Source organism: Streptomyces sp. NRRL F-525 (assembly GCF_000716605.1).
In the GTDB taxonomy this organism is placed as follows: Bacteria; Actinomycetota; Actinomycetes; order Streptomycetales; family Streptomycetaceae; genus Streptomyces.
The window spans coordinates 1-317 of the sequence record NZ_JNXE01000192.1; the positions used below are offsets into that span (position 1 = coordinate 1).

Annotated in this window: 1 pseudogene; it reads left to right on the top strand. The window is 75.4% G+C overall.

Annotation, left to right across the window (positions count from 1 at the left end):
• Window positions 1–317, top strand: a pseudogene (locus tag OO69_RS48485) (IS481 family transposase); the annotation flags it as partial.

Sequence of the window (317 nt, forward strand, 5' to 3'; positions counted from 1 at the left end):
GCTACCGGCAGCTCGGCGTCACCGGAATGAGCGACCGCTCCAGCCGCCCGCACCACCAGCCTCGCAGGACCGCGGCCGCCGTCGAGGAGCACGTTCTCCGGCTGCGACGCGAGCACCGGATCGGGCCGCTACGACTGGCCGTCCGATGCGGCATCGCCGCCTCGACCGCCCACCGCATCCTGGTCCGGCACGGCCTGCCGCCACTGGCCGCCCTGGACCGGGCCACCGGCGAGCCCGTCCGCCGCTACGAACGCGCCCGACCCGGCGAACTGGTCCACATCGACGTCAAGAAGCTGGGCCGCACCCCGACGGCGGCG